Below are 24,642 nucleotides of genomic sequence, written 5' to 3'. Positions count from 1 at the left end.
CGCTTCGCTGCCGGAGCGGCCACGGCGTCCGCGTCGCCGCCGGCGGGCGCGGGAGCGGCCGCGGCGGGGAGGCAGCCGGTGGTCTCCGCGGCGGGGACGGCGCGCGGCCGGGGGAGGACGGGAGCGGCCGGCTCGCGGTCGGTCCCCGGTCGCTCGAGCAGCGCTGGCTGGCGAGTCACGGAGCACCTCCTTCGGAAGCGACCCTCCCGACCGGATGCCCTGGGGGCAGACCGTCGGGGGAGCGACGGCGGCGGAGGTGCCCGGACTGCGACACCCGCCGGTTGGTACCGGCGCCGTGATCGGACCGTAACGATGAGTCAGGTCGACGCCGGTCTACGACACTCCGTGTCGCTTTGTCTGCAACCGGTGAGGCGCGTGGGACTCGCAGGGTGCGGAACCGGGCGCACGACGAGATCCCGCGCCGGTCGTCCGGTGCGGGATCTCGGGGGTGCGTTCAGGCGACGGCGGCCGGGGCGGGGAGGGGGCGCTCGGTGCGGCGCCGTCCGGCCAGGGTGACCGCGACCTCGTCGAGGACGGTGCGGTGGAACGGCAGGGACATGTGGCCGACCCCGCGGACCAGGACGTTGCGCGCGTGCAGGTCCGGGTGGTCGCAGCGGGCGGCGCTGGTCGGGAGCACCACCTGGTCGAGGTCGCTGTAGATCGCGGTGACCGGCGTCCGTACGCCCGGCGCCGGCTCGGCCAGCTCGCGGATCACGGGGGACCCGGGGCGGAGCTGGCGTACCAGCGGGGTGGGGAGGAGGTGGGCCAGCACCGTGCCCTGGTGCGGCGTCCCCAGCGTCACCAGGGACTCCACCCGCTGGTCCCCGCCCTGCCGCTGCACGTGGTAGCGGGCGATGAGGCCGCCGAGGCTGTGCCCGACGACGTGGACGCGGTCGTGCCCGGTCTGCTCGCAGATCTGCTCGAGGTGCCGGCCGAGGGCGGCGGCGCCGCGGGCGACGTCGGTGAGCAGCGGGCTGTAGTTCCAGGAGCAGACGTGGGCGAAGCCCCGACGGCGGAGGCTGCGGCGCATCACGGCGAACACCGAGTGGTTGTCGACCAGGCCGTGCACGAGGACGACGGGGATGCGGGCGGCGAGCGGGTCGGCGGCGAACAGGGCGCGGACGGCGGGCGACTGCTCGCCCGGCCGGCGGCGGGGATCGGGCCGCAGTCGGTCGGTCCGGGTGCCCAGCGGGTACATGAGCATGTGCGCGCCGACGAGCGCCAGTTCGGTGATCCCGCCGGTCAGCGCGGTGCGGGTCACCAGGGTCCGCAGCCCGCACCGTGGCGTTCCCGGGGCAGGGCTGCCGGTGTGCGAGTCTGGGGCAGGTCCCGGGACGCTGGTCGGGCGCATGGCCGGTCCTCCCCGTTCTCGGTGCCGGGAAGTCCCGGGATCGGCGGTCCCGCCATGGGCGGGGGCACCTGGACGGTGCCCAGTTCACGCGAAGGTAATGCCCTGGTGTGGCGGCCGTCACACAAGCGTGACCGGCCTGGCCCGGATCGAGGCCGGTTCGTGACCTGATCGACGAAGGGGGAACCGTGGCCACCCGCGATGGCTCCACGCGGCGGCGCGACAGCGACCAGGGGGGCGCCGGCCGTTCCCGCACGGCGGCGGCCCGCCGGACCGCGCCCCGCCGGCCCGTGGCGGGGCCCGCGCAGACCCCGCGCCCCGCCGACGGGCTGGTGGTCGGCGCGGCCCCGCTGGGCGCGCGGTTGTCCGGGGTGCTGCTCGTCCTGGCCGCTCTGGCCGGATCGGTCGCCGTCTTCCCGACCTACCTGGTGGTCGGCGGGGAGGAGCTGAGCCAGGCGCGCGGGGTGGGTGGCGTCCTCGTCGGACTGCTGCTGCCGGTGGCCGGAGCGGCCGTCGGCGGGGTCCTCGCGGCCGGCCGGGTGCCCCGGTTCGGGCAGGCCTACGCCGGCGTGGCCGGAGCGCTGGCGCTGGGGCTGCTGCTCATCGAGGTCTACCGGGCGAGTTCCTCGACCGCCCGGCCGGGCCTCGAGGTGCTCCTCGGTCGGCGCGTGCTCACCAGTTCCGTGGAGATCGGCCCCGGCTGGGTGCTCGGCGTCGTCGCGCTCGGCCTCACCGTGCTGGCCGGGGCGCTGGCCGCCGCGTCGTGGGGGCGCACGGTCATGGAGGACGGCGGGTCGCTCGACCCCGCCCGGCCGGGCCTGGCCGGTGCCGCCGTCCTGCTCGGCGTCGGGACGGTGCTGTGCCTGGTGCTGCCGGCCGCCGACCTGCCCGACCGGGTGGTCACCGACCCGGCGACCGGGATCCAGGAGGTCGTGGAGCAGGCGGGCGCGCAGGGGCTGCTCGAGCGTCCGGGCCTGGCGCTGCTCGGCGGCCTGCTGCTGGCCGGGGCGATCGTCCTGTGCTCGGTGCTCGCGCCCTCGCTGCGGCCGCGGCTGGCAGCGGTCGGCGGCCTGCTGGCGATCGCCGTCGTCGTCCTGTCGCTCGGGCTGGCCGGGCTGCGGGACGCCGCCGTCTCCGACGAGCTGGAGTGGACGTTGCCCGGCGTCGGGCTGCTCCTGGCCGGCGTCGGGTACGGCGTCCTGACCGTGCTGGCGTGGCGGTTGCGCCGGTCGGCGCCGGTCGCCGGGGAGGCCGCCGGCGGCCGCTGACGCCCGGTGGCGGCGGCTCCCTTCTGGTCTGCGGAATCGGGGTGGCGCCGGGGTGTGATGCGCCCCATACCTGCCGGAGCCGGTGGGACGAGGCGGTCCGGTGCGGGCTACGGTGCCTGTTCGTGGATCTCTTCGAATACCAGGCCCGTGACCTCCTGGCGTCCCACGGCGTCCCGGTGCTGCCCGGTGGCGTCGCCGAGACGCCGGAGCAGGCGGAGGCGATCGCCCGCGAGATCGGGCAGACCGTCGTCGTCAAGGCACAGGTCAAGACCGGGGGCCGCGGCAAGGCCGGCGGCGTGAAGCTCGCCGCCGACGCCGACGAGGCGCGGGCCCGCGCCCAGGACATCCTCGGGCTGGACATCAAGGGCCACATCACCCACCGCGTGATGGTCGCCCAGGCCAGTGACATCGCCGAGGAGTACTACTTCTCCTACCTGCTCGACCGCGCCAACCGCACCTTCCTGGCCATGGCCAGCGTCGAGGGCGGCATGGAGATCGAGCAGCTCGCCGTCGAGCGCCCGGAGGCCCTCGCCCGCATCCCCGTCGACGCCACGGTCGGCGTGGACACCGCCAAGGCCGCCGAGATCGTGGACGCCGCGGGCTTCCCGGCCGAGGTCCGCGACCAGGTGATCGCCATCGCCGTCCAGCTGTGGGACGTCTTCGCCAAGGAGGACGCCACGCTGGTCGAGGTCAACCCGCTGGCCAAGGCGCCCGACGGCACCGTCCTCGCGCTCGACGCGAAGGTCACCCTCGACGAGAACGCCGGCTTCCGGCACGAGAGCCACGCCGCGCTCGAGGACGTCGCCTCGGCGGACCCGCTGGAGGCCGCGGCCAAGGAGAAGGACCTCAACTACGTCAAGCTCGAGGGCGAGGTCGGCATCATCGGCAACGGTGCCGGCCTGGTCATGAGCACCCTGGACGTCGTCGCGTACGCCGGCGAGGAGTTCGGCGGGGTGCGGCCGGCCAACTTCCTCGACATCGGTGGCGGCGCCTCGGCCGAGGTCATGGCCAACGGGCTGCACATCATCCTGTCCGACCCCGCGGTGAAGAGCGTGTTCGTCAACGTCTTCGGCGGCATCACCGCCTGTGACGCCGTCGCCAACGGCATCGTCACCGCCCTGCAGCTCCTCGGCGACGAGGCGACCAAGCCGCTCGTCGTCCGGCTCGACGGCAACAACGTCGAGGAGGGCCGGCGGATCCTCGCCGAGGCCAACCACCCGCTGGTGACCGTCGTGGACACGATGGACGGCGCCGCGCGCCGGGCCGCCGAGCTCGCCGCCGCCTGAACCCCCGAGACGACAGGACACCAGTAGAGATGTCGATCTTCCTCAACGAGAACAGCAAGGTCATCGTCCAGGGCATGACCGGCTCCGAGGGCCGCAAGCACACCCAGCGCATGCTGGCCTCGGGCACGGCGATCGTCGGTGGCGTCAACCCGAAGAAGGCCGGCCAGAGCGTCGACTTCGAGGGCGCGGCCGTCCCGGTGTTCGGCTCCGTCGCCGAGGCGATGAAGGAGACCGGCGCCGACGTCACCGTCATCTTCGTGCCGCCGGCGGGTGCCAAGGGTGCCGTCATCGAGGCCGTCGACGCCCAGATCGGGCTCGCCGTGGTCATCACCGAGGGCATCCCGGTGCACGACTCGACCTACTTCTGGGCGCACGCGCAGGGCGGCTCCACCCGGATCATCGGCCCGAACTGCCCCGGCCTGATCAGCCCGGAGCGCTCCAACGCCGGCATCATCCCGGCCAACATCACCAAGCAGGGCAAGATCGGGCTGGTCAGCAAGTCGGGCACGCTGACCTACCAGATGATGTACGAGCTGCGGGACATCGGGTTCTCCACCTGCGTCGGCATCGGCGGTGACCCCGTCATCGGCACCACCCACATCGACTGCCTCCAGGCGTTCCAGGACGACCCGGAGACCGAGGCGATCGTGATGATCGGCGAGATCGGCGGCGACGCCGAGGAGCGGGCCGCCGACTTCATCAAGGCCAACGTGACCAAGCCGGTCGTCGGCTACGTCGCCGGCTTCACCGCGCCAGAGGGCAAGACGATGGGCCACGCCGGCGCGATCGTCTCCGGGTCGGCCGGTACGGCGCAGGCGAAGCAGGAGGCTCTCGAGGCCGCCGGCGTCCGCGTGGGGAAGACCCCGTCGGAGACGGCCCGCCTCATGCGGGAGATCGTGGGCGCCTGACGCCCGCGTGAGCATCGCAGGGAGCGCCGGCGAGTGGGGAGCGGAGCGCGGTCGGAAGGCGCCCCGTGAGCTGGCCGCCTGAATGCCGCTGCCCCACCGATCCACCGATCCACCGACGGTGCCCGGCGACCTCCGAGAGGTCGCCGGGCAGCGTCGTCTCACGGACTCGACAGCATCACGAAGGGGGACAGTGGGCGTGCCACGGTTGCCGGAGCGCGCGGCCGCTGCCGAGGATGCGCTCAGTGATCACGTCAGGACCGAGGAGAGCCCCGCGATGACCAGTCAGCCGCCGCACCCGCCGGGCGGGTACGGCCAGCCGGGGTTCGGCCAGCAGCCGGGCCAGCCGGGGTTCGGCCAGCAGCCGGGATACGGACAGCAGCCGGCGCAGCCGGGGTACGGCCAGCAGCCCGGGTACGGCGCGCCGTCCCAGTACGGACAGCAGCCCCCGTACGGGCAGCCCGGCTACGGGCAACCTGCGTACGGCCAGCCCGACGCCGGGCAGCCGACCTACGGTCAGCAGGCCCCCTACGGGCAGCCGCCTCACGGGCAGCCGCCGTACGGGCAGGACCCGTACGGCCGGCCGGCCGGCACGGGCGGCTCGGTCGGGTTCGACCCGAAGAAGCTGACGATGGCCGACTACGTCATCGCCGGCGCGACCGTGCTCTTCCTGATCCTGTCGTTCTTCCCCTGGTACCAGCTCGAGGACCTCTTCTTCGGCGCCGACCTCAGCTTCAGCGGCTGGCGTTCCGGCCAGGTCAAGACGGCGTTCTTCCTCTTCCTGCTCGCCTCCGTCTGGACCGTGCTGCCGGCCGTCGTCACCCTCCGCCTCGGCTTCCCGAGGTCGTTCGTCACCGTCGGCCTCGCCGGGCTCGGCTTCCTGTTCGCGCTCCTCGGGTGGCTGGACAGCTTCGGGGACGGCCTGGCCTTCTCCATCTGGTCACTGCTCGGTTTCCTCACCGCGGCGGCCGTCCTCGTGTTCGCCGTCCTGTCGCTGCTCCCGGAGCTGACGAACCGGCCGGCGCTGCCCGGTGGGCTGGCCGACGCCACCCAGTGGGCCAACCAGCCGGCGCCGCAGTTCGGGCAGGGCGCACCGGGCGCGCCGCAGGGCTCGCCCTACGGGGCGCCGTCGTTCGGGTCGCCGCAGCCCTACGGCCAGCAGGGCTACGGGCAGCCGGGCTACGGGCAGCAGCCGGGCTACGGGCAGCAGTCGGGCTACGGGCAGCCGGCTCCGGGCCAGCAGCCCGCCGGCCAGCAGCCGCCGTCGGGCGCGCCGCAGGAGCGCCGCCTGCCCCCGTTCCCCCCTGGTCGGCCCGGCGGGAGCGACCCCGGCCGGCCCGGCGGCTCGACGGCCTCCGGCCACCAGCCGAGCTCCACCGACCCCGCCTGATCCACCGGCGCCCGGCAGGGCGCACCCGGCCGACGAGGGCCGGCCGCGTGCCGCCGGCCCTCGTCGGCTTTGTCGGCACCGACGGGCGCGTGCGACGGCGAACCCGGCCGCCGGCTTGGGAGAGTGGAGGGGTGACCTCCCTGCTGGCCCGCCTCAGCCTGGCCGGGCGGGACCCGCGCGCCGCCCGCCGGCGCGCGCCCGTCCTCGCCGCCGTGGCCGCGGTCGCGGTGTCGGTGCTCGGGCTGCTGGGGCTCTGTCTGGCCGTGGTGGTGGTCCAGACGCTCGACCCGGCCGGCGGACTGCCGGTCGCGGAGTCGGCACGCGTCGCCGGCGCGCTCTGGCTGCTGGCCCAGGGCGGTGGTCTCGTCCTCGGCTCCGGCCCGCTGGTGCTCGCTCCGCTGCTGCTCACCCTCGTCGTCGCCTGGGGGCTGTCCAGCGCCGCGCGCGGCGTCGTCCGGGCGTACGACGTCGGCGACGGGCGGACCGCGGTCGCGGTCGTCGCCGCCGTCACGGGCACCCACACCCTGCTGACCCTCCTGCTGGGCCTCGCCGTCGACACCCCGGGGGCGGACGTCGACCTGCTGCGCTGCGCCGTCGGCGGCGCCGTGCTGGCCCTCCTCGCCGCCGGGTGGTGCACGGTGCGGGAGTCCGGCCTCCTCGACGCCGCCCTGGGCCGGCTGCCCGAACCGGTCCGGCCGCTGCTGAGGGCCGTCCTCGCCGGGCTGCTCGCCGCGCTGGCCCTCGGGTTCGTCATGGTGGCGATCGCCCTGGCCTCCGACACCGAGGGCCACGCCGCGCTGACGAGGGCCCTGGGCGGAGCGGGAGCCGGGGCGGTGGGGCTGATCGCCCTGGGCGCGCTCCTGCTGCCGAACGCCGCCGTCGCCGCGATCGGCCTGGCCGCCGGGCCGGGCTTCGTCGTCGGCACCGGCACGCTGGTGTCGGTGCACGGCGTGACCCTCGGGGCCGTGCCGGCGCTGCCACTGCTCGCCGCGCTGCCCGACACCCAGGCGGTGCCGCTGCTGGCCTTCGCCTCCCAGGTGGTGCCCGCGCTGGCCGGCCTCGTGGCCGGCGGAACCGTCGGCCGGCGGCTGGAGCAGGGCCGGCCCGTGGTGGCCGGGCTCTGGGGCGTGCTGGCCGGCGTCCTGCTCGGTGCCGCGTGCGGGCTGCTGGCCTGGGTCGCCGGCGGCTCGCTCGGCGACGGCGGGCTGGCGGAGGTGGGCGCCCCTCCGGTGGCGACCGGGCTGGCCGTCGCGGCCCAGGCGGGCATCGCCGCGGCGGTCGGCGCCGTGGTGTCCCGCTGGCGGTCGCGGGGCTGAGGACCGGCCGGGGAGGGGCGGTGCCGTCCGGTTAGGGTCGCAGTCGTGCCCGCACCTGAGCCGTCCCCGCGGGCGCGGGTCGTCGTCCTGATCTCGGGCACCGGCTCGCTGTGCGCCGCGCTGCTGGACGCGACGGACGACCCCGGCTACCCGGCCACCGTCGTCGCGGTCGGCAGCGACCGCGACGCCGCCGGGCTCGAGCACGCCCGACGGCGCGGCGTCGCCACCTTCACCTGCCGGCTGCACGACCACGCCGACCGCGCCGCGTGGGACCGCGCGCTGGCCGCGGCGATCGCCGGGCACCGGCCCGACCTGGTGGTCTCGGCGGGCTTCATGAAGATCGTCGGCCCCGCCGTCCTCGACGCCTTCGACGGGCGGCTGATCAACACCCACCCGGCGCTGCTGCCCGCCTTCCCCGGCGCGCACGCGGTCCGGGACGCGCTGGCCGCGGGGGTGCCGGTCACCGGCAGCACCGTGCACCTGGTCGACGCCGGTGTCGACACCGGCCCGGTGCTCGCCCAGCGCGAGGTGCCGGTCCTACCCGGGGACGACGAGGCGCGGCTGCACGAACGGATCAAGACCGTGGAGCGCGAGCTCCTCGTGGAGACGGTGGCGCGACTGGCCACCGGTGAGGAGGACCCCCGATGAGCGACCGCACCCCGATCCGGCGCGCGCTGCTGGGCGTCTACGACAAGACCGGCATCGAGGAGCTGGCCCGCGTGCTGGCCGACGCCGGCGTGGAGCTGGTGAGCACCGGCGCGACCGCACGGCGGATCGCCGACGCCGGCGTCCCGGTCACGCCGGTGGAGCAGGTCACCGGCTTCCCCGAGTGCCTGGACGGCCGGGTGAAGACGCTGCACCCGGCGGTGCACGCCGGCATCCTCGCCGACCGCCGCAGGCCCGAGCACGAGCAGCAGCTCGACGAGCTCGGCATCGCGCCGTTCGACCTCGTGGTCGTCAACCTCTACCCGTTCACCGAGACGGTCGCGTCCGGTGCGACGCCGGACGAGTGCGTGGAGCAGATCGACATCGGCGGGCCCGCGATGGTGCGGGCCGCGGCCAAGAACCACCCCTCGGTCGCCGTCGTCGTGGACCCCGCCCGCTACGGCGACGTCCTCGCGGCGGTCGCCGCCGGGGGCTTCACGCTGGCCGAGCGGCAGGGGCTGGCCGCCGCCGCGTTCCGGCACACCGCGAGCTACGACATCGCCGTCGCGTCGTGGATGGGCAGCGTGCTGGCCCCCGAGACCGACACCGTGTTCCCGGCCTGGGTCGGGGCCAGCTGGGAGCGCGCCGAGGTGCTGCGCTACGGCGAGAACCCGCACCAGCAGGCGGCGCTGTACCGCAGCGGGCGGCCCGGGCTCGCGCACGCCGAGCAGCTGCACGGCAAGCAGATGTCCTACAACAACTACGTCGACACCGACGCCGCCTGGCGGGCCGCGCACGACCACACCGACCCCTGCGTGGCGATCATCAAGCACGCCAACCCCTGCGGGATCGCCGTCGGCACCGACATCGCCGCCGCGCACCGCAAGGCGCACGCCTGCGACCCGGTCTCGGCGTTCGGCGGGGTGATCGCCGCCAACCGCGAGGTCGACCTCGCCATGGCCGAGCAGATCGCCGGCGTGTTCACCGAGGTGGTCGTCGCGCCGTCGTTCACCCGCGACGCCGTCGAGGTGCTGACCGCGAAGAAGAACATCCGGCTGCTGCGGCTGCCGGACGACACGCGCTCGGCCACCGAGCTGCGCCCGGTCGGTGGCGGGCTGCTGCTCCAGGTCGTGGACCGGATCGACGCCCCGGGGGACGACCCCACCACCTGGACCCTCGCCACCGGGGACCCGCTGGACGCCGCCGGCCTCGACGACCTCGTCTTCGCCTGGCGCAGCGTCCGTGCGGTCCGCAGCAACGCCATCCTGCTGGCCCACGACAAGGCCACCGTCGGGGTGGGCATGGGGCAGGTCAACCGGGTGGACGCCGCCCGCCTGGCCGTGACCCGGGCGGGGGAGCGGGCCGCCGGGTCGGTCGCCGCCTCCGATGCCTTCTTCCCCTTCGCCGACGGCCTGCAGGTGCTGCTGGAGGCCGGGGTGCGGGCGGTGGTCCAGCCGGGCGGCTCGGTGCGCGACGAGGAGGTCATCGCCGCGGCGGCGGCAGCGGGCGTGCCGGTCTACCTGACCGGGACCCGCCACTTCGCCCACTGAGGGAGGTCCCGTGCCCCCCACCACTCGCAAGCTCGCGGCAGGTCCCTGCACGGGGCCGAAGCCGCACGTCCGCCCGCCCGAGGCGGGCGCGGAGGTCGAGGGCCAGGACTACGCCCGGGTCGACTGGTGGGGAGCCGAGCTCGACGGCGTCACCTTCACCCGCTGCCGCTTCGACGACGCCGGGCTGGAGGAGCTGGTCACCCGGCGGTGCGTCTTCGACTCCTGCGTGCTGACCGGCGTGCGGATGGGCGGCTCACGGCACACCGGGTCGGCGTTCCTCTCCTGCCGGTTCGACCGGGCGCGGTTGTTCGACGTCGTCTGGACCGGCTGCAAGCTCACCGGCTCGCAGTTCCCCGGTGCCGTCCTGCGGCCGATGACGTCGGTCGACTGCGACTGGTCGTGGACGTCGCTGCGCGGGGCCGACCTCTCCGGCCTGGACCTGTCCGGGCAGCGGTTCCGCGAGGCCGACCTCACCGACGCCGACCTGCGGGAGTGCGACCTCACCGGCGCCGACCTCGACCGCGCCCGGCTGCAGGGAGCGAAGCTGCGCGGCTCGGACCTGCGCGGGGCCTCCACCGACTCGGTGAACTGGCCGGCGTTCGAGCTGACCGGCGTCCGCCTCGACCTCCTGCAGGCCGTGCAGGTCGCCCGCTCCCGGGGCGCGCTCGTCGCCGACTAACGGCGACGGGGTCCGGTGAACATGGCCTTCAGGGCGCCGAGCAGCCCGAACACCGGGACGGCGACGGCGAACCAGAACCCGGTGTCGACCTGGTCGAGGTCCCAGCCGGTGTTCGCCAGCGGCACCAGGACGCCGGCCGCCGCCACCAGGCTGACCAGGAGCGCGAGGACGCCGAGGAACCGGTGCGTCTTGGCCGGCAGGACGACGAGCAGGCCCAGCACGAACAGCACCCCGCCGCCGAGCACGACGGCCATGGGCTGCCAGAAGCCGGTGTCGATCAGCCGGCCGACACCGTCCTCCAGTTCGTCGAAGCCGCGCTGCACGAGATCCCAGCCGGTGAGGTCGCTGCCGGGCAGCCAGCGCAGCAGCAGGCTCACCGCGGCCGCGAGGCCCGCGAGGATCAGCAGCAGGCTGGCGAAGGTGTCGGCCCGCCGGACCGACACCGGCCTGGTCGAGTACTCCGGCGTGGTGGTGCTCGCGCCGGCGCCGCCGAGCGCGGCCCCGGCCCCTCCGGCGCCGCTGATCGAGTAGTCGGGACCCGAGCCGGCGCCGTAGCCGCTGCCGGAGCCCTGGCCGCCGCTGAAGCCGGGTCCGCTGCCGTGCCCGGGTCCACTGCCGTAGCCGCTGCCGTACCCGGTGCCGCTGTCGCCCGGCGCGCCGCGCACCGGCTGGATGCCCGGCGTCGTCTGCTCGCGCCAGTCGCCGGTGCCCCCCGGTGCGCCGGTGGGGGACTGCTCGCGCTCGGTCATCTGCTCTCCTCGCAGGTCGGCAGGCGGGACCGCACCCGCTCCCGCCGAGCCTAGGGCGGGGTGGCCTCCGGTGGACGGCTCTCGGGCACACTGTCGGCCGTGCCCGCGACGATCCTCGACGGCAAGGCCACCGCAGCAGCCATCAGGGTGGAGCTGACCGAACGCGTCGCCTCCCTCGCCGCGGCCGGTCACCGTCCGGGCCTCGGCACGCTGCTGGTCGGCGACGACCCGGGCAGCAGGTGGTACGTCAACGCCAAGCACTCCGACTGCGCCCAGGTGGGGATCGCCAGCATCCAGCGGGAGCTGCCGGCGACGGCCACGCTGACCGACGTCCTGGCCGTGGTCGACGAGCTCAACGCGGACCCGGCGTGCACCGGGTACATCGTCCAGCTGCCGCTGCCGAAGGGGATCGAGGAGAGCGCCGTCCTGGAGCGGATGGACCCGGCGAAGGACGCCGACGGCCTGCACCCGGTCAACCTCGGCCGGCTGGTGCTCAACGTGCCGGGGGCGCTGCCGTGCACGCCGGTCGGGATCGTCGAGCTGCTGCGCCGGTACGGCGTGCCGATCGCCGGGGCCGAGGTGGTCGTCGTCGGCCGCGGCATCACCGTCGGCCGGCCGCTGGGGCTGCTGCTCACCCGCCGCAGCGAGAACGCCACGGTCACCCTCTGCCACACCGGGACCCGTGACCTGGCCGCGCACCTGCGGACCGCCGACATCGTCGTGGCCGCGGCCGGCGTCCCCGGCCTGGTCACCCGGGACGTCGTCAAGCCGGGGGCCGCCGTCCTCGACGTGGGGGTCAGCCGGGTCGACGGCAAGATCGCCGGGGACGTCGCCCGGGACGTCGTCGAGGTGGCCGGGTTCGTGGCGCCCAACCCCGGCGGCGTCGGGCCGATGACCCGCGCGATGCTCCTGCAGAACGTCGTCCTGGCCGCGGAGCAGGCCGCCGCGGAGGACGTGCTGACCGCCTGATGAGCCGCCCGCCGCTCTACACGCGCCGGCCGTTCCTGGCCGGGCTGATCCGGCAGCTGCCCCTGCTGGTGGTGCTTCTGGTGGTCGCGGCGGGTCTGGTGATGGTGGCGTTCGAGCACTGGCGGCAGGGGCTGGTCACCGTCGGGGTGGCGCTGGTGGCCGGCGGGCTGATGCGGCTGCTGCTGCCGGTGCGCCGGGTCGGGTTCCTCGCCGTCCGCAGCCGGCCGGTGGACGTCGTCCTGCTCATCGGGGTGGGGATCACCCTCACCGCGTTCACCCTGGCGCTGGCCCGCGGCTGAGCCCCGGGCCGACCCCCGCAGGCGGCTCCCCGCGGGCAGCGATAGGTTGGCCGCCATGGCAGACCAGCCCAGGAACGGCAAGGTGACCGTCGTCGGTGCCGGGTTCTACGGCTCGACCACCGCCCTGCGACTGGCGGAGTACGACATCTTCGAGACCGTCGTGCTGACCGACATCGTCGAGGGCAAGCCCGAGGGCATCGCCCTCGACATGAACCAGTCGCGGCCGATCGAGGGCTTCGAGACCCGGGTCGTCGGTGTCGGCGGCGGGTCGTACGAGGGCACCGAGGGCTCCGACGTCGTGGTGATCACCGCGGGGCTGCCGCGCAAACCCGGCATGAGCCGGATGGACCTCATCGAGACCAACGCCAAGATCGTCCGCCAGGTGGCCGAGAACATCGCGCAGACCTCGCCCGACGCCGTCGTCATCGTGGTGTCCAACCCGCTGGACGAGATGACCGCGCTGGCGCAGCTGGCCACCGGGTTCCCGGAGAACCGGGTCATGGGCCAGGCCGGCATGCTCGACACCGCGCGGTTCACCAACAACGTCGCCGAGGAGCTCGGCGTCCCGGTGGGCTCGGTGCAGACCCTGACCCTCGGCTCGCACGGCGACACGATGGTGCCGGTGCCCTCGCGCTGCACCGTCGACGGCAAGCCGCTCGCCGACGTGCTGGCCGCCGACCGGATCGAGCACCTGGTCGACCGCACGCGCAACGGCGGGGCCGAGGTCGTGGCACTGCTGAAGACCGGCTCGGCCTACTACGCGCCATCGGCCGCGGCGGCCCGCATGGCCCGCGCGGTCATGGAGGACTCCGGCGCCGTCATGCCGGTGTGCGCCTGGGTGGACGGCGAGTACGGCATCTCCGGGGTGTACCTGGGCGTCGAGGCCGAGATCGGGCGCGGCGGCGTCCGGCGGGTGGTCGAGGGTGACCTGACCGAGAGCGAGCTGGCCGGGCTGCGCGAGGCGGCCGAGGCCGTGCGCGCCAAGCAGGCCGACGTGGCCGACCTCTGACCATCCGGTCAGAGCTGCAGAGAGGGATGTCAAGCGTGAGCAAGATCAAGGTCGAGGGCAAGGTCGTCGAGCTCGACGGCGACGAGATGACCCGGATCATCTGGCAGTTCATCAAGGACCAGCTGATCCTCCCGTACCTCGACGTGGACCTCGAGTACTACGACCTCGGGATCGAGAAGCGCGACGAGACCGACGACCAGATCACGGTCGACGCGGCCAACGCGATCAAGCAGCACGGCGTCGGCGTCAAGTGCGCCACGATCACCCCCGACGAGGCGCGGGTCGAGGAGTTCGGCCTCAAGCGGATGTACCGGTCCCCGAACGGGACGATCCGCAACATCCTCGGCGGCGTCATCTTCCGCGAGCCGATCATCATGCAGAACGTGCCGCGGCTGGTGCCGGGCTGGACCAAGCCGATCGTCGTCGGCCGTCACGCCTTCGGTGACCAGTACCGGGCGACCGACTTCAGGTTCCCCGGCGAGGGGACGCTGACGATCAACTTCACGCCCAAGGACGGCTCCGCGCCGATCGAGCACGAGGTGTTCCAGTCGCCGGGCGGCGGCGTCGCCATGGCGATGTACAACCTCGACGAGTCGATCCGCGACTTCGCCCGGGCCTCGATGAACTACGGGCTCAACCGCGAGTACCCGGTCTACCTCTCGACCAAGAACACGATCCTCAAGGCCTACGACGGCCGGTTCAAGGACCTGTTCCAGGAGGTCTTCGACTCCGAGTTCAAGGACAAGTTCGCCGCCGCCGGCATCACCTACGAGCACCGGCTGATCGACGACATGGTCGCCGCCTCGCTCAAGTGGGAGGGCGGCTACGTCTGGGCGTGCAAGAACTACGACGGTGACGTGCAGTCCGACACCGTGGCCCAGGGCTTCGGCTCGCTCGGCCTGATGACCTCGGTGCTGATGAGCCCCGACGGCCGCACCGTCGAGGCCGAGGCCGCGCACGGCACGGTGACCCGCCACTACCGGCAGCACCAGCAGGGCAAGGAGACGTCGACCAACCCGATCGCGTCGATCTTCGCCTGGACCCGGGGCCTCGCCCACCGCGGCAAGCTGGACAGCACCCCCGAGGTGACCCGCTTCGCCGAGACCCTGGAGAAGGTCTGCATCGACACCGTCGAAGGCGGCCAGATGACCAAGGACCTCGCGCTGCTGATCAGCCGCGACCAGGAGTGGCTGACCACCCAGGACTTCCTGGCGGCCATCGACAGCAACCTGAAGAAGGCCATGGCCTGAAGGCGGCCCCCTCCCAGGGGCGTGACGCGGACCGGCCCCCTCGACCACACGGTCGAGGGGGCCGGTCCGCGTTGGAGGGCGGGGATGTCCGTCAGCTGCCGAAGAGCTGGGTCCACCACGGGCCGCCGGGGCCCTCGGCCACGCCGACGCCCAGCGTCCGCAGACCGCAGTCGAGGATGTTCGCCCGGTGGCCGGAGCTGTTCATCCACGCATCCATGACGGCGGCGGCGTCCGGCTGGCCGTAGGCGATGTTCTCCGCGCGGGAGTAGGTGATCCCGGCGTTCTCGGCGCGGTCGAAGGGCGAGAGGCCCTCCGGGTTGGTGTGCGAGAAGAAGTCGCGGTCGCGCATGTCGGCGCTGTGCGCCCGCGCCACCGAGGCCAGGGCCCCGTCGGGGACCAGCGCCGAGCAGCCGGCCGCCGCCCGCTCCTGGTTCACCAGCGCCAGCACCTGCCCCTCGGTCGAGGGGTCGGCCGGCGCCGCGGCGGCCGCGGGCGCGGCAGCCCGCGGCGCGGGGGCGGGTGCGGGAGCCGGCTCCGGGTCGTCCTCGGCCGCGGACGACGACGGAGTGCTCTGCCCGGCCGGCTCCGGGGAGTCCGGCTCCGCGGCGGGCTCGGACGACGGCTCGTCCGCAGCAGCCGTCGTCTCGGCCGCCGGCGGGGTCGAGGCGTCCGCCGGGGGCGCCACCGGGGTCTCGGTGGCCGGGGCCCCGTCGACGCCCATCTGCACGGGGCCACCGGTCGGCGCACCGGTCGCAGCGCCCGACGATCCCGCCGAGCTGGAGGACGTCCGTGCCGCAGTGGCACCCGCGGAGGAGGACGAGGAGTCCAGTGCCACCGCGGGCGACTCGGTGGACCCGGTCACCACCTGCGCGACCACCGGGCCGGCCAGGGCGATGGTGGCGACGGCACCGGCCACGACCAGCACCGGCACCAACCGACGGAGGCCGATCCCGCGCCACAGCGCGGAGATCCAGCGGGAGAGCCGGGAAGAGAGCGGGGAGCCCGCTGGCATGTGGTGCACGAGGTAACCCTCACGAGTTGCTAGATCACGGACCGTTATCTTGGAGACAGTAGCCGGGCGGAGGCCATGATCGGCAGTCGGCTGTGACGGAAGTAACCGGTGGGTCGACTCAACCCCTCCGGGGCGGTGTCCCGGAGCCCGGGGACGGGCAGCATGGTCGGTGTCCGTCTACCGACATCGAGGAGCACGCCGCCGGTGAGCGACGTCTGGCTGAACATCGTCATGGTCGTGGTCTTCGTGCTCGTCGGCGGCGCCTTCGCCGGCGCCGAGATCGCGCTGGTCAGCCTCCGGGAGTCACAGGTCCGCGCGATGTCGGAGCGGGGACGCCGCGGCCGCACGGTCGCCCGGCTGCTGGGCGACCCCAACCGGTTCCTCGCCGCCGTCCAGGTCGGCGTCACGCTGGCCGGCTTCTTCTCGGCGGCCTTCGGTGCGTCCACGCTCGCCGAGCCGCTGAGCGACCGCCTGGAGGGCCTCGGCATGGGGCAGGGGCTCGCCGACACCCTCGCCCTCGTGCTGGTCACCATCGCGATCAGCTACCTGTCCCTGGTGGTCGGCGAGCTCACCCCCAAGCGGCTGGCCCTGCAGCGCGCCGAGGGCTTCTCGCTGCTGGTCGCGGCTCCGCTCAACGGCATCGCCACGCTGTTCCGCCCGGTCATCTGGCTGCTGTCGGTGTCCACCAACGCCCTGGTCCGTCTGCTCGGCGGCGACCCTCGGGCCAGCGGCGAGGCGATCAGCCAGGAGGAGTTGCGTGACCTCGTGGCCGCGCACGAGTCACTGAGCACCGACGAGCGCCGGCTGATCGGGGAGGTCTTCCGCGCCGGGGACCGCGAGGTGCGGGAGGTCATGACCCCCCGCACCGAGGTGGACTTCCTGGAGGCGTCGATGACGGCCAGCCGGGCGGCCCGCCAGGTGCACGACTCCAGCCACTCGCGCTATCCGGTGGCCGGCCGCGACGAGGACGACGTCGTCGGCTTCGTGCACGTGCGCGACCTGTTCCTGACCAACCACCCGGCCGGGCGGGCGGCGACCGTCGGTGACCTCGTGCGCGAGGTGAAGCGGCTGCCCGGCACCGCCGGCGTCCTCACCGCCCTGTCGGAGATGCGGCGGGAGAACCACCACCTCGCCATCGTCGTCGACGAGTACGGCGGCACGGACGGCATCGTCACCCTCGAGGACCTCATCGAGGAGGTCATCGGGGAGATCTACGACGAGTACGACGAGGACGTCGCCTCCGGCGGCGAGGAGGTCCCCGGCGGCCCGCACGAGGTCGACGGCCTGCTCAACCTCGAGGACTTCCGCGAGGTCACCGGCCTGCAGTTGCCCGAGGGCCCCTACGAGACGGTGGCCGGCTTCGTGCTCGCCGAGCTCGGCCGGCTGCCGGAACCGGGGGACTCGGTGACCGCCGGGGGCCGGACGCTCACCGTCCTCGAACTCGACGGACGGCGGATCGCCCGGCTCCTGGTGAGCGGTGCGCCCGACCCCGAGCCCGCGACCGGCGGCCCCGCGGCATAGGAAGCCATGCCCACGTCTCAGGTGGTACGACGCGGGAAACGCTTCCTATGCCTGCTCAGGTGCGGGAGCGGGCGGTCTCCCAGGCATCGCGGACGATGCCGGCCAGATCGGTGTGCTGCGGCTTCCAGCCCAGGTCGGTGCGGATCCGGTCGCTGGAGGCCACGAGCTGGGCCGGGTCGCCGGCCCGGCGGTCGCCCACCTCCACCGGCACCGGGTGGCCGGTCACCTCGCGGACGGCGTCGACGACCTGCTGCACCGAGAATCCGGTCCCGTTGCCCAGGTTGTAGATGCGGTGCTCGCCCGGGGCCGGTGCGGTCAGCGCGAGCAGGTGGGCGTCGGCGAGGTCGGCGACGTGGATGTAGTCGCGGATGCAGGTGCCGTCCGGAGTCGGGTAGTCCTCGCCGTAGACGGTCATCGCCTGGCGGGTGCCCGCCGCGACCTGCAGCGCGATCGGGATGAGGTGGGTCTCGGTGGTGTGCCGCTCGCCGAGGCCGTAGGCGGCACCGGCCACGTTGAAGTAGCGCAGGCTCACCGCGGCGAAGTCGTGGGCGGTCGCGTACGAGGTGAGCATCGCGTCGACGGCGAGCTTCGAGGCGCCGTAGGTGTTGGTCGGCCGGGTCGGGGCGTCCTCGCGGATGGGCACCTGCTCCGGCTCCCCGTAGGTGGCCGCGGTCGAGGAGAACACGATCCGGCGGCAGTCCACCGCGCGCATCGCCTCCAGCAGCGCGAGGGAGCCGCCGACGTTGGTGTCCCAGTAGATCTCCGGCTTGACCTGCGACTCACCGACCAGGCTCTTCGCCGCGAAGTGCAGCACCCCCTCGGGCCGGACGTCGGCCAGCACCGGGGCCGAGTCGTGCAGCGACGCCTGCACGAACCGGGCCCCGGACGGGACCGCGTCGGCGTGCCCGGTGGAGAGGTCGTCGAGCACGGTGACCTCGTGGCCGCTCTCCAGGAGAGCGGCCGTGACTACGCTGCCGATGTAGCCGGCCCCACCGGCGACGAGTACGCGCATGCGCCCACCCTAGAAGCCCGCGGGGCGGGCCACCCTGCGGCGCGGTCGAGGAGGACGAGCCAGTGGTCAGCGCACGACCGGCGGTGCAGCAGCTCCCCGCCTACAAGCCGGGGCGCAACCCCGCCGACCTCGCCCGTGAGATCGGGGTGCCGCAGGCGGTCAAGCTGGCCAGCAACGAGGTCGCGTTCCCGCCCCTGCCGGCCGTCGTCCAGGCGCTGGCCGCCGCGGCGGGGGAGACCAACCGCTACCCCGACAACGGCGCCGTCGTCCTGACCGCCGCGCTGGCGCGGCGGTACGGCGTCGACCCGGCCCAGGTCGTCGCCGGCTGCGGTGCGGTGATGCTCTGCCAGCAGCTGGCGCAGTCGTTCAACGACCCGGGGACGAGCATCGCCTTCGCGTGGCGGTCCTTCGAGATGTACCCGCTGCTCGCCCAGGTCGCCGGTGCGCGGGCGGTCATGGTCCCGCTGGTGCCCGGCCGGCCGGGCGGCCCGGCCGACACCCACGACCTCGACGCGCTGGCCGCGGCGGTCGACGACACCACCCGCGTGGTCTTCGTGTGCAACCCGAACAACCCGACCGGGACGGCGGTCCGCCGCGCGGAGCTGGAGCGCTTCCTCGACGCCGTCCCGGCCGAGACGCTCGTCGTCCTCGACGAGGCCTACCGCGAGTTCGTCACCGACCCCGACGTCCCCGACGGGCTGGAGCTGATGCGCGGGCGGCCCAACGTCGCCGTGCTGCGCACCTTCTCCAAGGCCTGGGGGCTGGCCGGGCTGCGGGTCGGCTACCTCGTCGCGGAGGACCCCGCGGTGGCCGAGATGGTGCGCCGGACGCACGTCCCCTTCAGCGTCTCCTCGCTCGCCCAGGCCGCCGCCGTCGCCGCACTGGCCAGCGAGGAGGAGGTGCGCCGGCGTTGCGCGGCGGTCACCGCCGAGCGGGAGCGGCTGACCGCGGCGCTGCGCGAGCGCGGGTTCGACGTCTCCGACAGCCAGGCGAACTTCGTCTGGCTGCCGGTGGCGGAGGAGGCGGCCGGCCTGGCCGCCGCACTCGAGGCGCGGGCGGTCATCACCCGGCCCTTCGCCGGCCAGGGCATCCGGGTCACCGTGGGCACCCCCGAGGAGGACGACGCCTTCCTCGCGGCGCTCGACCAGGTGCGCTCCGCCACGCCGGCCGCGTGACCCGCCGACGGTGACGAGCCCGTTCGGGACGCCCGGCGCGGCGGCCGCGCGGCGGCTGGTTTGATGACCGACGTGCCTCCTCCCCGTGTGCTCTCCGGCATCCAGCCGACGGCGGGTTCCTTCCACCTCGGGAACCACCTGGGCGCGCTGCGCCAGTGGGTGCAGCTGCAGGAGACCACCGACGCCTTCTACTGCGTGGTCGACCTGCACGCGATCACCGTCGCGCAGGACCCGGCGGAGCTGCGGCGCAACACCCTGGTCTCGGCGGCGCAGCTGCTCGCCCTGGGAGTCGACCCGGCGCGGAGCACGCTGTTCGTGCAGAGCCACGTGCCCGAGCACCTGCAGCTGTCCTGGGTGCTGGAGTGCCTCACCGGGTTCGGCGAGGCCAGCCGGATGACCCAGTTCAAGGACAAGAGCCAGCGCGAGGGGGCGGCCGGCACGACCGTCGGCCTGTTCACCTACCCCGTGCTCATGGCCGCCGACATCCTGGTCTACCAGGCCCACCAGGTGCCGGTCGGCGACGACCAGCGGCAGCACCTCGAGCTCACCCGCGACGTCGCGATCCGCTTCAACGGCCGCTTCGGGGACACCTTCCCGGTGCCCGAGGGGATCATCCCCGAGGGGGCGGCCCGGGTCATGGACCTCCAGCAGCCGGACAAGAAGATGAGCAAGAGCCTCCCGCCGGCCGGCTGCGTCCTGCTGCTCGACGACCCCAAGGTGACGGCGAAGAAGATCCGCTCGGCGGTCACCGACACCGGTCGCGAGGTCGTCGCCGACCCCGTGGCGAAGCCGGGGATCACCAACCTGCTGACCATCCACAGCGCGCTGTCGGGGACTCCCGTCGCCGAGCTGGAGGAGCGGTTCGCCGGCCGCGGCTACGGCGACCTCAAGAAGGAGCTCGCCGAGGTCGTCGTCGAATTCGTGACGCCGGTCCGCGCGCGCACGCAGGAGCTGCTCGACGACCGGGCCGAGCTCGAGCGGGTGCTCTCCGCCGGCGCGGCCCGTGCCCGGGAGGTCGCCGCGGGCACGGTCGCGGCCGCGTACGACCGCGTGGGCTTCCTGCCGCCTGCGGGGGTGAGGCCGTGAACGACGACACCTTCGTGCCCCGCAGCCGGATCGCGGTGCCGGAGACCGCCGTCCTCGGGGTGGTCGTGCCGATCCCCGAGCCGTGGGCGCAAGTGTTCGTCGACTGGCGGACGAAGGTCGGCGACGCGCAGGCCACCCTCGTCCCGCCGCACGTCACGCTGCTGCCGCCCACCGAGGTCGCCGTCGCCGACCGCCCGGCGATCAGCGCGCACCTGGCCGCGGTCGCCCGGGCGCACCCGGCCTTCGACATGCACCTGTCCGGCACCGGCACGTTCTCGCCGGTCTCCGAGGTGGTCTTCGTGGCGGTCGCCCGGGGCATCGGCAACTGCGAGCTGATCGCCAACGACGTCCGGCGCGGCCCCCTGACCCGCTCGCTGTCCTATCCGTACCACCCGCACGTGACCGTCGCCCACGACGTCCCGGCCGACATGCTCGACCTCGCCTACTGCGGTCTGGCCGACCTCTCGGCGGAGTTCCGGGTCACCCACTTCACCGAGTTCGAGCAGACACCCGACGGCGCCTGGGCGATCGCCCGCGAGTACCCCCTCACCGGCCCGCCGCTCTCCTGACCGTGGCGCGCGGGTCTCCGCCAGGCCGCAGACCGGGAGCGGTGAGTGCCACCCGGACCGAGCGGTCCGAGCCCGCGGGCCGTCTCGCCTGGGCCACCCGGCTGGCCACGGGCTGGGGGGACCTGGTCGCGGGGCTGCGCCGCCGCCGGCCGTGGTTCGACCACCTGGCCCGCGCCGGCGGCCGCTACCGGCGCACCCAGGGCGAGCTCATGGCCGCCGGGGTCACCTACTTCGTCTTCCTCGGGCTCGTCCCGGTCCTGCTCCTCGTCGCCTCGGTCATCGGGCTGGCGCTCGCCGGCGACGCGCTGCTGCAGGAACAGCTCTACGACGCCATCCGCGAGGCCTTCCCCGGCTCCACCGGCGAGCAGATCGTCGGTGAGCTGCGCGGGGCGGTCGGCGCGGCCGGGGTCACCGGCCTCATCGGCCTGGCCGGCTTCCTGTACGCGGGGCTGCGGGCCATGGACAAGCTGCGGATCGGCATGGAGCGGGTCTGGCGGGGACGCGCCGACGAGCCGGAGTTCCTCCGGGACAACCTGCAGGACCTCACCGCGCTGGTCGCCCTCGGTGCCACCGGGCTGCTCAGCCTCGGACTGACCGGCGCGGTCACCCAGGCCAGCGGGCGGCTGCTCGGGGTGCTCGGCCTCGACGGCGCACCGGGCCTCGGGGTGCTGACCTGGGTGCTCGGCCTCGCCCTGGCGCTCGGCACGGACGTCGTCGTCTTCCTGTGGCTGCTCAAGGTCGTCCCGGCGAACCCGCACCCGGTGCGGCTGCTGCTGCCGGGTGCGGTCTTCGGCGCCGCGGGCTTCGAGGCGATGAAGCTGCTGGGCAGCCTCTACCTGTCGCTCATCTCCGGCAGCGTGACCGCCTCGGCGTTCGGCGGCGCCGTCGGCATCCTCGTGTGGCTCAACACCGTCTGCCGGTTCGCGTTCTTCACCGCGGCCTGGACGGCGACCCTGCCCCGGGTGCAGCGGGCCGCCCCCGCGGTCCGGGACCCGGACGACCCGGTGGTCCCCCCGGCCGCCTGACCCGGGGTGCCGGGACGATCCGCACCGCCCGCCGGCAGCCGACGACGGTCGCCACGACGATCACCACGGCGGTGATCCCCAGCGCCACCGGCACCAGCGGCGAGGCCGGATCGTCGCCGGCGGTGCGCGCCGCGGGTGCGGCCAGGGCGCCGTCCGTCTCCGCCACCGGGGCGGCGGCGGAGGTGACGGTGGGCGGCGCCGCGACGTCGTCGGCCGAGTCGACCAGCACGCCCACGCCGGCCGCTCCCGACGGGACGGCGAACCCCCAGTCGAGCAGCAGGGCGGCCTGGTCGGCGGCCCGCAGCGGAAGGCTCTCGGTGCCCATCACGCTGACCACCAGGCGCCGGTCCCCACGCTCGGCGGCGGTGACGAAGGTGTGCCGGGCGGCGTCGGTGAAGCCGGTCTTCCCGCCGAGGTTGCCGGGGTAGGCGGTGAGCAGCGGGTTCTCGTTCTGGATCTGGTAGCCGGGGGAGCGGCCCTCGACCGGGGGCATCGCGGCCAGCGGCGTCCGCAGGATCGCGGCGGTGCGCGGGTCGGCGACCAGCCGGCGGAAGACCAGCGCCAGGTCGTAGGGGGAGGAGGACTGGCCGGCGACGTCCAGCCCGGACGGCGACCCCGCGACGGTGTCGAACGCGCCGATCGCCGCCGCGGTGTCGTTCATGGCCCGCACCGTCGTCCCGACCCCGCCGGCCGCGCGGGCCAGGGCGTTGGCCGCGTCGTTGCCCGACTGGAGGACCAGCGCCTCGAACAGCAGCGAGACCGGATAGCGCCCGCCGGCGACCATCCCGACCCGGCTGCCCTCCATCCGCTCGTCCTCCTCGGTGCCCTCGACCACCTCGGCGGGGTCCAGCAGCGGGGCGAGGGTGAGCAGGGTCAGGGTCTTGAGGGTGCTCGCCGGGTAGTAGCGGCCGTGCGGGTCGCGGGCGGCCAGCACCGCGCCGGTGGTCGCGTCGGCCACCAGCCACCCGGGGGCGGCGATGCCCTCGGGCAGCGGCGGGGCGCCGTCCACGACGACCGTGCCGCGGGTGTCCAGCCCCTCCCCGCCCACGGTCACCCCACCGGGCCCGCTGCCCTGGGGCGGGCCGCCGGGCTCCGGGGCGGTGGGGGTCGGCGCCGACAGGTCGGCGGTGGGGCGGGCCTCCTCCGCCAGGGCGGCGCCGGCACCACCCAGCACCAGCAGCGCGGCCGCCAGGAGTGCGGTTCCCAGCCGCGCCGCGGCCGTCCGTCGTCCCACGGGGGTGGAGGCTAGACCTGCAGGTCGCCGCGCTCACCCCGGACCGGCCCGTGGCCGGCGCCACTGCGCGGGCGGCCCTTCGCAACGATCCCATCTCGGTGTCCTCCCGAGGTGGTGGCGGTGGTGCGACCCGCGGTTAGCGTGCCCTGGTCGCTCGTTCCGGCCCGGCCGCACGCGGTCCCGGCCGGCGGCGCGCGACCCCTGATCCCACCGGGAGGGGCCCGGTTCTGCGAGGGCCCGTCCCCCCAGAGAGGAGACCGTCTTGCGCCGAGCGCGGAGGATGAAGGCCGCGGCGATGCTGCTGGCCGGCAGCATGGCCCTGGCGGCCTGCGCCAGCGACGAGCCGGAGAGCGGTGGCGGCGGCGGTGGCGGTGCCGAGAGCACCGAACTGCGGATCGGCCTGGCCTACGACGCCATCGGTCGTGGCGACCGCTCGTTCAACGACTCCGCCTTCGCCGGCGCCGAGGCCGCGATCGCCGAGTTCGGCGGGGAGTACCGCGAGGTCACCCCGAACGAGGACGGCTCGGACCGTGCCGAGCTCCTCGCCCAGCTCGCCGAGCAGGGCTACAACCCGGTCATCGCGGTCGGCTTCGCCTACGACCAGATCATCGCCGACGTCGCGGCCGAGTTCCCGGACACGACCTTCGCGCAGGTCGACGGCTCGCACGAGCTGCCCGACGGCACCAGCAAGGGTGACAACGTCACCGGCCTGATCTTCGCCGCGGAGCAGGGGTCCTTCCTCGCCGGCGCCGCCGCCGCGCTGAAGAGCGAGACCGGCCGCATCGGGTTCGTCGGTGGTGTCGACGTCCCCCTGATCCAGACCTTCCAGGCCGGCTACCAGGCCGGGGCCCAGACGGTGAACCCGAACATCGGCATCGACGTGCAGTACATCTCGCCGGCCGGTGACTTCTCCGGGTTCAACGACCCGGCGCGCGCGCAGATCCTGGCCTCGGGCATGTACGCCGGCGGGGCGGACATCGTCTTCCAGGTGGCCGGCGGCTCCGGCACCGGCGTCTTCCAGGCGGCGGCCGCCGCGGGTGCCCGGGCGATCGGCGTCGACTCCGACCAGTACCAGACGGTCGACGACCCGGCCCTCCAGGCCGTGATCATGACCTCGATGCTCAAGCGGGTCGACAACGCGGTGACCGCCTTCGTCGGCTCCTTCGTCGACGGGAACGTGGAGGGCGGCGCCGACATCCTCTACGACCTCGAGAGCGAGGGCGTCGGGCTGGCCACGACCGGTGGCTTCATCGACGACATCCAGGGCGACCTGGACACCTACCGCCAGCAGATCATCGACGGCACGATCGAGGTCCCCACGACCCCGTGACGCCGGCCGGCTGAG

23 protein-coding genes are annotated in these 24,642 nt (G+C 74.4%); 18 read left to right on the top strand and 5 right to left on the bottom strand.

Translation table 11 applies throughout. From position 1 onward, the window contains the following. Positions 1–454: 454 nt before the first annotated feature. Entirely contained in the window at positions 455–1,261 is an 807-nt protein-coding gene (locus MY520_RS19785) for an esterase/lipase family protein (protein WP_436694280.1), read from the bottom strand. A 275-nt stretch (positions 1,262–1,536) separates the two neighbouring features. Here MY520_RS19785 and MY520_RS19780 point away from each other — a divergent pair, with 275 nt between their 5' ends. The 8 genes from MY520_RS19780 (at position 1,537) to MY520_RS19745 (ending at position 10,387) form a co-directional block, all read left to right on the top strand. Beyond that, complete coding sequence (locus MY520_RS19780) at positions 1,537–2,616, top strand: hypothetical protein (RefSeq protein WP_436694279.1); 1,080 nt, start codon at positions 1,537–1,539, stop codon at positions 2,614–2,616. Between the two features lie 122 nt (positions 2,617–2,738). Then, positions 2,739–3,902: an ADP-forming succinate--CoA ligase subunit beta gene (gene sucC, locus MY520_RS19775; protein ID WP_436694278.1), complete on the top strand. Its 1,164-nt coding sequence runs from the start codon at positions 2,739–2,741 to the stop codon at positions 3,900–3,902. Positions 3,903–3,931: 29 nt separating this feature from the next. Further along, entirely contained in the window at positions 3,932–4,810 is an 879-nt protein-coding gene (gene sucD / locus MY520_RS19770) for a succinate--CoA ligase subunit alpha (protein WP_436694277.1), read from the top strand. A gap of 274 nt (positions 4,811–5,084) precedes the next feature. Next, positions 5,085–6,197 (top strand): hypothetical protein, encoded by a 1,113-nt coding sequence (locus tag MY520_RS19765; protein ID WP_436694276.1) that lies wholly within the window; start codon positions 5,085–5,087, stop codon positions 6,195–6,197. A gap of 131 nt (positions 6,198–6,328) precedes the next feature. Beyond that, the gene (locus MY520_RS19760; protein ID WP_436694275.1) at positions 6,329–7,513 is read left to right on the top strand and encodes a cell division protein PerM; all 1,185 of its coding nucleotides are present in this window, start codon (positions 6,329–6,331) and stop codon (positions 7,511–7,513) included. 45 nt (positions 7,514–7,558) lie between these two features. After that, positions 7,559–8,161: a phosphoribosylglycinamide formyltransferase gene (gene purN, locus MY520_RS19755; protein WP_436694274.1), complete on the top strand. Its 603-nt coding sequence runs from the start codon at positions 7,559–7,561 to the stop codon at positions 8,159–8,161. After that, a complete protein-coding gene (purH, locus tag MY520_RS19750; protein WP_436694273.1) occupies positions 8,158–9,708 on the top strand; it encodes a bifunctional phosphoribosylaminoimidazolecarboxamide formyltransferase/IMP cyclohydrolase in 1,551 nt (516 codons plus the stop codon). Before purN ends, purH begins: the two co-directional genes overlap by 4 nt. A 10-nt stretch (positions 9,709–9,718) precedes the next feature. Continuing rightward, entirely contained in the window at positions 9,719–10,387 is a 669-nt protein-coding gene (locus MY520_RS19745) for a pentapeptide repeat-containing protein (protein ID WP_436694272.1), read from the top strand. Here the strand turns inward: MY520_RS19745 and MY520_RS19740 are convergent. Further along, entirely contained in the window at positions 10,384–11,136 is a 753-nt protein-coding gene (locus MY520_RS19740) for a hypothetical protein (protein ID WP_436694271.1), read from the bottom strand. The genes MY520_RS19745 and MY520_RS19740 overlap by 4 nt on opposite strands. A 99-nt stretch (positions 11,137–11,235) precedes the next feature. Here MY520_RS19740 and MY520_RS19735 point away from each other — a divergent pair, with 99 nt between their 5' ends. From MY520_RS19735 to MY520_RS19720, 4 genes are read left to right on the top strand one after another with little or no spacing between them, the layout of a single operon-like run. Continuing rightward, positions 11,236–12,105 (top strand): bifunctional methylenetetrahydrofolate dehydrogenase/methenyltetrahydrofolate cyclohydrolase, encoded by an 870-nt coding sequence (locus MY520_RS19735; RefSeq protein ID WP_436694270.1) that lies wholly within the window; start codon positions 11,236–11,238, stop codon positions 12,103–12,105. Further along, the gene (locus tag MY520_RS19730; protein ID WP_436694269.1) at positions 12,105–12,404 is read left to right on the top strand and encodes a DUF3017 domain-containing protein; all 300 of its coding nucleotides are present in this window, start codon (positions 12,105–12,107) and stop codon (positions 12,402–12,404) included. Before MY520_RS19735 ends, MY520_RS19730 begins: the two co-directional genes overlap by 1 nt. A 55-nt stretch (positions 12,405–12,459) precedes the next feature. Continuing rightward, positions 12,460–13,413 (top strand): malate dehydrogenase, encoded by a 954-nt coding sequence (gene mdh / locus MY520_RS19725; protein ID WP_436694268.1) that lies wholly within the window; start codon positions 12,460–12,462, stop codon positions 13,411–13,413. Between the two features lie 35 nt (positions 13,414–13,448). After that, positions 13,449–14,663 carry an NADP-dependent isocitrate dehydrogenase gene (locus tag MY520_RS19720; RefSeq protein ID WP_436694267.1) on the top strand — a complete coding sequence of 405 codons (1,215 nt, stop codon included), beginning with the start codon at positions 13,449–13,451 and terminating at the stop codon, positions 14,661–14,663. Positions 14,664–14,754: 91 nt separating this feature from the next. Here MY520_RS19720 and MY520_RS19715 read toward each other — a convergent pair whose 3' ends face one another. Next, a complete protein-coding gene (locus tag MY520_RS19715) occupies positions 14,755–15,675 on the bottom strand; it encodes a CAP domain-containing protein (protein WP_436694281.1) in 921 nt (306 codons plus the stop codon). A 204-nt stretch (positions 15,676–15,879) separates the two neighbouring features. Here MY520_RS19715 and MY520_RS19710 point away from each other — a divergent pair, with 204 nt between their 5' ends. Next, positions 15,880–17,196 carry a hemolysin family protein gene (locus MY520_RS19710; protein WP_436694266.1) on the top strand — a complete coding sequence of 439 codons (1,317 nt, stop codon included), beginning with the start codon at positions 15,880–15,882 and terminating at the stop codon, positions 17,194–17,196. Between the two features lie 55 nt (positions 17,197–17,251). On the opposite strand, the gene galE is transcribed toward MY520_RS19710, so the two are convergent. Further along, on the bottom strand, positions 17,252–18,208 hold the full coding sequence (gene galE / locus MY520_RS19705) for a UDP-glucose 4-epimerase GalE (RefSeq protein WP_436694265.1): 957 nt from the start codon (positions 18,206–18,208) through the stop codon (positions 17,252–17,254). Between the two features lie 62 nt (positions 18,209–18,270). Here galE and hisC point away from each other — a divergent pair, with 62 nt between their 5' ends. The 4 genes from hisC to MY520_RS19685 all read left to right on the top strand — a co-directional run bounded on the left by hisC (position 18,271) and on the right by MY520_RS19685 (position 22,063). Beyond that, positions 18,271–19,383, top strand: coding sequence for a histidinol-phosphate transaminase (gene hisC, locus MY520_RS19700; RefSeq protein ID WP_436694264.1), 1,113 nt, complete (start codon positions 18,271–18,273; stop codon positions 19,381–19,383). Positions 19,384–19,446: 63 nt separating this feature from the next. Next, a complete protein-coding gene (gene trpS / locus MY520_RS19695; RefSeq protein WP_436694263.1) occupies positions 19,447–20,469 on the top strand; it encodes a tryptophan--tRNA ligase in 1,023 nt (340 codons plus the stop codon). Then, positions 20,466–21,038 (top strand): 2'-5' RNA ligase family protein, encoded by a 573-nt coding sequence (locus MY520_RS19690; RefSeq protein WP_436694262.1) that lies wholly within the window; start codon positions 20,466–20,468, stop codon positions 21,036–21,038. The genes trpS and MY520_RS19690 overlap by 4 nt, the downstream gene beginning before the upstream one ends. A gap of 41 nt (positions 21,039–21,079) precedes the next feature. Next, a complete protein-coding gene (locus MY520_RS19685) occupies positions 21,080–22,063 on the top strand; it encodes a YihY/virulence factor BrkB family protein (protein WP_436694261.1) in 984 nt (327 codons plus the stop codon). Here the strand turns inward: MY520_RS19685 and MY520_RS19680 are convergent. Beyond that, positions 21,969–23,297 (bottom strand): D-alanyl-D-alanine carboxypeptidase family protein, encoded by a 1,329-nt coding sequence (locus MY520_RS19680; RefSeq protein ID WP_436694260.1) that lies wholly within the window; start codon positions 23,295–23,297, stop codon positions 21,969–21,971. The two genes, MY520_RS19685 and MY520_RS19680, sit on opposite strands and share 95 nt — an antisense overlap. A gap of 262 nt (positions 23,298–23,559) precedes the next feature. Here MY520_RS19680 and MY520_RS19675 point away from each other — a divergent pair, with 262 nt between their 5' ends. Continuing rightward, positions 23,560–24,627: a BMP family lipoprotein gene (locus tag MY520_RS19675; RefSeq protein WP_436694259.1), complete on the top strand. Its 1,068-nt coding sequence runs from the start codon at positions 23,560–23,562 to the stop codon at positions 24,625–24,627. Positions 24,628–24,642 lie beyond the last annotated feature (15 nt).

This window comes from Geodermatophilus sp. CPCC 205506 (assembly GCF_051383635.1).
Classification (GTDB): Bacteria; Actinomycetota; Actinomycetes; order Mycobacteriales; family Geodermatophilaceae; genus Geodermatophilus.
Note: the sequence above shows the minus strand (reverse complement) of the source record. Positions and strands in the feature narration are given on the sequence as shown.

Bases quoted from the DNA above. Each gene is read 5' to 3' on its own strand.
- sucD (WP_436694277.1), top strand. From the start codon at position 3,932: ATGTCGATCTTCCTCAACGAGAACAGCAAGGTCATCGTCCAGGGCATG.
- galE (WP_436694265.1), bottom strand. From the start codon at position 18,208: ATGCGCGTACTCGTCGCCGGTGGGGCCGGCTACATCGGCAGCGTAGTC.
- purH (WP_436694273.1), top strand. From the start codon at position 8,158: ATGAGCGACCGCACCCCGATCCGGCGCGCGCTGCTGGGCGTCTACGAC.
- MY520_RS19740 (WP_436694271.1), bottom strand. From the start codon at position 11,136: ATGACCGAGCGCGAGCAGTCCCCCACCGGCGCACCGGGGGGCACCGGC.
- MY520_RS19730 (WP_436694269.1), top strand. From the start codon at position 12,105: ATGAGCCGCCCGCCGCTCTACACGCGCCGGCCGTTCCTGGCCGGGCTG.
- MY520_RS19715 (WP_436694281.1), bottom strand. From the start codon at position 15,675: ATGCCAGCGGGCTCCCCGCTCTCTTCCCGGCTCTCCCGCTGGATCTCC.
- MY520_RS19765 (WP_436694276.1), top strand. From the start codon at position 5,085: ATGACCAGTCAGCCGCCGCACCCGCCGGGCGGGTACGGCCAGCCGGGG.
- trpS (WP_436694263.1), top strand. From the start codon at position 19,447: ATGACCGACGTGCCTCCTCCCCGTGTGCTCTCCGGCATCCAGCCGACG.
- mdh (WP_436694268.1), top strand. From the start codon at position 12,460: ATGGCAGACCAGCCCAGGAACGGCAAGGTGACCGTCGTCGGTGCCGGG.